The 5,429-nt window shown below is 31.1% G+C and carries 6 protein-coding genes; 2 read left to right on the top strand and 4 right to left on the bottom strand.

The window, feature by feature from the left end; all coding sequences use genetic code 11:
* Positions 1 to 208: 208 nt before the first annotated feature.
* The 3 genes from J2T59_RS10025 to J2T59_RS10015 all read right to left on the bottom strand — a co-directional run bounded on the left by J2T59_RS10025 (position 209) and on the right by J2T59_RS10015 (position 2,620).
* On the bottom strand, positions 209 to 793 hold the full coding sequence (locus J2T59_RS10025) for an FkbM family methyltransferase (RefSeq protein WP_259135799.1): 585 nt from the start codon (positions 791 to 793) through the stop codon (positions 209 to 211).
* A gap of 12 nt (positions 794 to 805) precedes the next feature.
* Positions 806 to 1,339: a hypothetical protein gene (locus tag J2T59_RS10020; RefSeq protein WP_259135798.1), complete on the bottom strand. Its 534-nt coding sequence runs from the start codon at positions 1,337 to 1,339 to the stop codon at positions 806 to 808.
* A 114-nt stretch (positions 1,340 to 1,453) separates the two neighbouring features.
* Positions 1,454 to 2,620, bottom strand: a complete 1,167-nt coding sequence (locus J2T59_RS10015; RefSeq protein WP_259135797.1) for a CDP-glycerol glycerophosphotransferase family protein — start codon at positions 2,618 to 2,620, stop codon at positions 1,454 to 1,456.
* Between the two features lie 390 nt (positions 2,621 to 3,010).
* On the opposite strand from J2T59_RS10015, the gene J2T59_RS10010 reads away from it, so the two are divergent.
* Together J2T59_RS10010 and J2T59_RS10005 are read left to right on the top strand one after the other, a co-directional pair.
* Positions 3,011 to 4,885 (top strand): threonine--tRNA ligase, encoded by a 1,875-nt coding sequence (locus J2T59_RS10010; RefSeq protein WP_259135795.1) that lies wholly within the window; start codon positions 3,011 to 3,013, stop codon positions 4,883 to 4,885.
* A gap of 23 nt (positions 4,886 to 4,908) precedes the next feature.
* Positions 4,909 to 5,202, top strand: a complete 294-nt coding sequence (locus J2T59_RS10005) for an acylphosphatase (protein WP_259135794.1) — start codon at positions 4,909 to 4,911, stop codon at positions 5,200 to 5,202.
* 22 nt (positions 5,203 to 5,224) lie between these two features.
* On the opposite strand, the gene J2T59_RS10000 is transcribed toward J2T59_RS10005, so the two are convergent.
* Positions 5,225 to 5,429 (bottom strand): zinc ribbon domain-containing protein (locus tag J2T59_RS10000; RefSeq protein ID WP_259135793.1); only part of this gene is annotated, 205 nt, incomplete at its 5' end.

Raw genomic sequence — 5,429 nt, 5'->3', positions numbered from 1 at the left:
ATTTCTGAATATCCTCATAAAACAAATTAAAGTCTTAAACTTGTGTTTTAATCAAATGAATGATACTTGAATCTGTTATTATCCGACAGTCTCTACTAAATGTTTTTATTATTGACTACTTTTCCTACAATCTTTCTAACAAAAAATAGTGGATTTTTAATCAAAAATGGTCCATTCTGGCAAGTTTTTGTATATTATAGGTGGATAATTAAAGTAAAGGAGAACAAATCAAGATTCGTTCTTGTATAGGCTTTTTTCTATTCAGGTTGGCAAATCTAAATTTGTATTCTGGAACTAATAATTTCAACAGGGTAGGGATTTCAAAAAAATCTTTCCCTGTATGGTATATTGAGATTAGTAATGTTGGTTTAAACTTTTTAATAGTGCTTAAAGCCCCTTTAACAGCTTCTAATTCAAATCCTTCAATATCCATCTTGATTAATCCAATATTTAAGTCATTAAATTTAACAAACTCATCAATTTTAACAATTTCTACCTCTTCGAGATAGTTTTGATCTGGGGTGGTAGAAACTTTGCTTATAACACCATTGTTAATCATTTTCAAATAAGTGTTTTCAACACCAACTCCTTTTTTGATAGGAAATAAAAATTGTTCTAGTTTATTTAAATGGATAGATTCTAACAAATTATTATAATTCATAGAATTTGGCTCAAAGCAAAAAATCCTCTTTGCTTTAAAATGTTCTTTAAGTATTATTGCAGAATCTCCAATGTATGCACCACAATCCAAATAATCTCTACCATTTATACTATCAATACATTTTTGCGACAAATAATCTATTCCCTATTTATGGTAATAAGTAGATGGGTCCTTATAGCTGATAGGTAAAATAAAATGGTCTGAACCAAGCTTGAAATACAATTTATTTCTTTTACTTTTCATATTAGCACTGAAAAAAACGTTGTAGAGCTTTCGATATGTTATATCTTTTTCAGTGAAAATAAGTTTCAGATTAATTTCATCAAATAAACTTAATAAAAGTTTATTTCGGACAAATTTAATTATTTCATTTTTATCCTCCTTTTCTTCAAATAAATCTAAATCCAATGAAATATTTTTATTTTTAAAAACATATAGTAAAAAATCAAGTGAAAACTCTTTTTCTGTTTTTGATGTTAAATGAACTTGTTTGCGACGTCTTTCTCGTTCATAACTACGAATTAATGGATTTATTATATGGTATTTTAATACTTTAGGTGCTTTCTTATAGAAAAAAGCCTGACGAATTTCATTAAATGAACTTTCATTGTCATTAGTATTAAACATTTTTTGTATATGCTCTAATTCCCTGGAAACGTAACTATTATCAATTTTCATGGATTTACTAATTAAGTTAGCCAGTATAAACTATTTTCTGACAAAAATTAGTAAAATGTAATCAAAAATGGTTTAAATTGGAAAACTTATGTTTAATGCTAAATAATCTATAACTCACTGTTGTAATTTTAAAATTTCATTAAATACACGTTCTGAGTTCTTACCATCAAAGTAATTGTGAAAAGAGTTTAAAGCAAATCTATATCTTGTTTTTTTATGCTCATTTTCTTTATTTTGAAACAGATCATCAAGAAATGATATTAACTCCGTAAAATTATATGCAATTTCGCCTGGGAACATTAATTTAAAATCATAGATAATAGTTCTTTCTTTCAAATAATCTTCCCAATCATAATGGAAAGCTAACACCGGCTTATTTATTAGTAAATAATCACACCATATACTAGAATAATCTGTTATTAATATATCAGTTAGCCTTAATACATTTTGTACCTGATAATACTTATAGTTGTCAAAGTTAAATATATATTCTGACTGTATATCGTATATTGCAGTGGTGTAGTCATGAGTTTTTATTACTAAAATAGCATTATTATTCTTCAGTAAGTATTCAAGCTCAAGTATCTCATTCTGATTAAAATTGTATAATTTATTAGTATTATCTCTATATGTTGGAGCATATAAAACTAACTTTCTACCATTTATCTTTGATAAAAGGTTATTTTCTTTTTTCTGTAAATCATTAGGCAAATTCTCATGAGCTGACATTAACCAATCATTTCTCGGATATCCAGTAACCATAACATTGTTAAAAGGAATATTAAAACAGCTAGAGATTGCTAATCTGTCAATTTTTGAGGAAGCTATTACAGCAGTATTTCGGCTTTTATTCTTCATGGTTTTTTTACTTGTATACTTGTTACGTGCAGTACCAACACCTTTAAAGACAATTCCATGCCAAACATTAAATATAACATGTCTCTTTTTAGTGATACCCTTCCAAACATAGTCACTGGTTTCATGATGTATTATAATTACGGAAGACCTTAGTAAATAAAATAATCCATAAGTACTTTTTACTAAAACTGTTTTATCATAATCATCTGGAGGAACCTCACTTTTTGAACTAAAAGCTAGAATAATAGGATTTATAGCTTGATTTTTTTTGGTTTGTTCAAAAAGTGCTCGACTATTTCCTTCCCATTGATTACTATTTCCCACGGCAAATACCCACAAAGATTCTTTTTTTGGAATTAAACAATCAATTAAAAAAACAAAAGGACTAATAATTCTAATTGACCAGAAAAAAAAAGCTCTCAATATTAGTTGATTTGCACCATCATTTTTATATATATATGTATACTTTTGTCAAACAATGTTCTAAAGTCCATGCAATGATATTTAGTAAGTATCTTAATTAATAAAGTTAACCCTTCTATTTGTATTTAATCAAAAATAAGATGATGCACATCTTAAAAAGAATGCTCTATTATAGTAGCTATAAAAATGTTAAGCACTATATTTTTACAGTGTACAACTTTTCTTTGAGTTAGATTCTCAATTTTTCAGTATAAAATACTTAGCTTAAATTTTCACTGATTTGTCATTAAGGAGCACTTCCTGTAAAATAATGTGGGGTTAAATTGTAACGGTCAAATTTTATATGAAGAATATAATCTACTTTCAAGAATTTAAATTTTAGGTGAAACTATGAGACTATTATTAATTCATTCTGATTATATTGAATATGAAACTAAAAAAGATACTCCTATAGCAGAAAAAATAGACGAATCTTTTAAAAAAGATAGGTTAGAAGAAGCTTTAACCGTATTCATTGCAGTTGAAAGTGTGGATGAGGAAGGTAAGGATGAAGTAATCAAAAAATCAATAGAAGAAATAAAAAAAGCTGTTAAACAGATCAATACTAACAGAATTATGCTTTATCCTTATGCTCATTTAAGCTCTGAACTATCTTCCCCAAAGTTTGCAGTGGATGTCCTAAAAGAACTTGAAACTATTTTATCCAAAGATTATGAAGTAGCAAGAGCACCTTTTGGTTGGTATAAAGCTTTTAGGATAAGTTGTAAAGGGCACCCATTATCAGAACTCTCCAAAACCATAGTTCCAGAAAAAAGTGAAAAAGATGAAATAGTTTCAGAAGCACTAAAAGCCGAAGATGTAGCTCAATCTTACTGGAAGATCATGACACCTGACGGTGAACTCCATGATGTAGAGAGTTTCGATTTTAAAAACCATAAAAACCTGAAAAAGTTTGTAGATTATGAGATCACTAAAAGCAGAAAAGTCGAGGAAGCACCACCACACGTTGAACTCATGAAACGATTGGAATTAGCTGACTATGAACCCGCATCAGATTCAGGTAATATGAGATATTATCCAAAAGGTAGACTTATAAAATCCTTATTAGAAACCTATGTACTTGAAAGTTCTGTTGAGAATGGTGCAATGGAAGTAGAAACTCCATTAATGTACGATATGAATCACCCAACATTAAAAAAATACCTTGACAGGTTCCCAGCAAGACAATATTCAATTGAGTCAGATAAAAGACACCTGTTCTTAAGATTTGCTGCATGTTTTGGCCAGTTCTTGATGAACCACGATATGACAATCTCGTACAAGAACCTTCCCATGAAAATGATCGAGATGACACGGTACAGTTTCAGAAGAGAACAACGTGGTGAACTCGTGGGACTAAGACGACTCCGTGCATTCACAATGCCTGATATGCATACAATGTGCTCGGATATGGATCAGGCTATAGAGCAGTTTGGTGACCAGTACAATACATGCATTGAAACCTTAGACAACATAGGATTGAATATCGATGATTACGAGGTCGCTATCAGGTTCACTCGAGATTTCTATGACCAGAACCGTACATTCATCAATTCATTAGCTGAAACTGTCAATAAACCAGTTTTAGTTGAAATGTGGGATACAAGATTTTTCTATTTCGTTCTAAAGTTCGAGTTCAATTTCGTTGATGCTATTGAAAAAGCGAGCGCATTATCCACAGTACAGATAGATGTAGAGAACTCTGAGAGATATGATATTAAATATACTAATACAGAAGGTGAACTTACAAGACCTATCATGCTCCACTGTTGTCCAAGTGGTGCCATAGAGCGATGCATCTATGCATTACTTGAAAAAGCATCAATGGACTCTGAAAAAGGGAAACCTCCAATGTTACCGGTTTGGTTATCTCCAACACAGGTAAGGATATTACCAATATCTACTAGACATTTAGGCTATGCAGAAGAAGTTGCAGAACAATTAAATGCACGAGTAGATATTGATGACAGAGAAGATTCTGTTGGGAAAAAGATCCGTGATGCTGGCCGAGAATGGATACCTTATGTTGTGGTCATTGGAGATAAGGAAGTTGAGAGTGGTAACATCAATGTTACTATAAGATCAGAATCACAACAAAACAAACCCGTGAAAAAAGAAATGTCAGTGAATGAGCTTAACAAAAAAATACATGAAGAAACGAGTTCAATGCCATTCAGAAACCTTCCATTACCCAAATATGTCTCTCAAAGGCCAAAATTCATATAATTTCTTTTTTATATACTTCTTATATGCAATCATCAAACGAAGATGAATGTATCGAAGTATATATATCGGGAAAAGTACAAGGTGTATTTTTCAGGCAGTTCACTAAAGATACTGCTAGATCGATTGGGGTAAAGGGCTATGTCCAGAACCTACCTGTTGGTAGAGTGAAAACTGTTGCAAAAGGTGACCATGATAGCATTCAAGCATTTCTATCTAAACTCAAAGAAGGTCCTTCGATGGCTTCAGTGACCAATATAGAGTACAACCATATAGATGATGGTTGTGATGAATATATTGATTTTAAGATAAAGTACTAAATGGTAGGTTTGTATGAGTGAACTACCACCCTATGAATATGGTGGCTTCCTGTTTCATCATCGAATCCAACGACTCAATTCCACAGGCTTGAACTGTAGTTCCTACAGCACGATTGAGAATATTGATAGCTGCATTATGGTCACGGTCAAGAACTAATCCACAGTATGGACAATTATGTACCCTTACTGCAAGTGTTTTCTCGACTTTCTGACCACATTTGCTACAA

The sequence above is a fragment of the Methanosalsum natronophilum genome, assembly GCF_024808815.1.
In the GTDB taxonomy this organism is placed as follows: Archaea; Halobacteriota; Methanosarcinia; order Methanosarcinales; family Methanosarcinaceae; genus Methanosalsum; species Methanosalsum natronophilum.
Note: the sequence above shows the minus strand (reverse complement) of the source record. Positions and strands in the feature narration are given on the sequence as shown.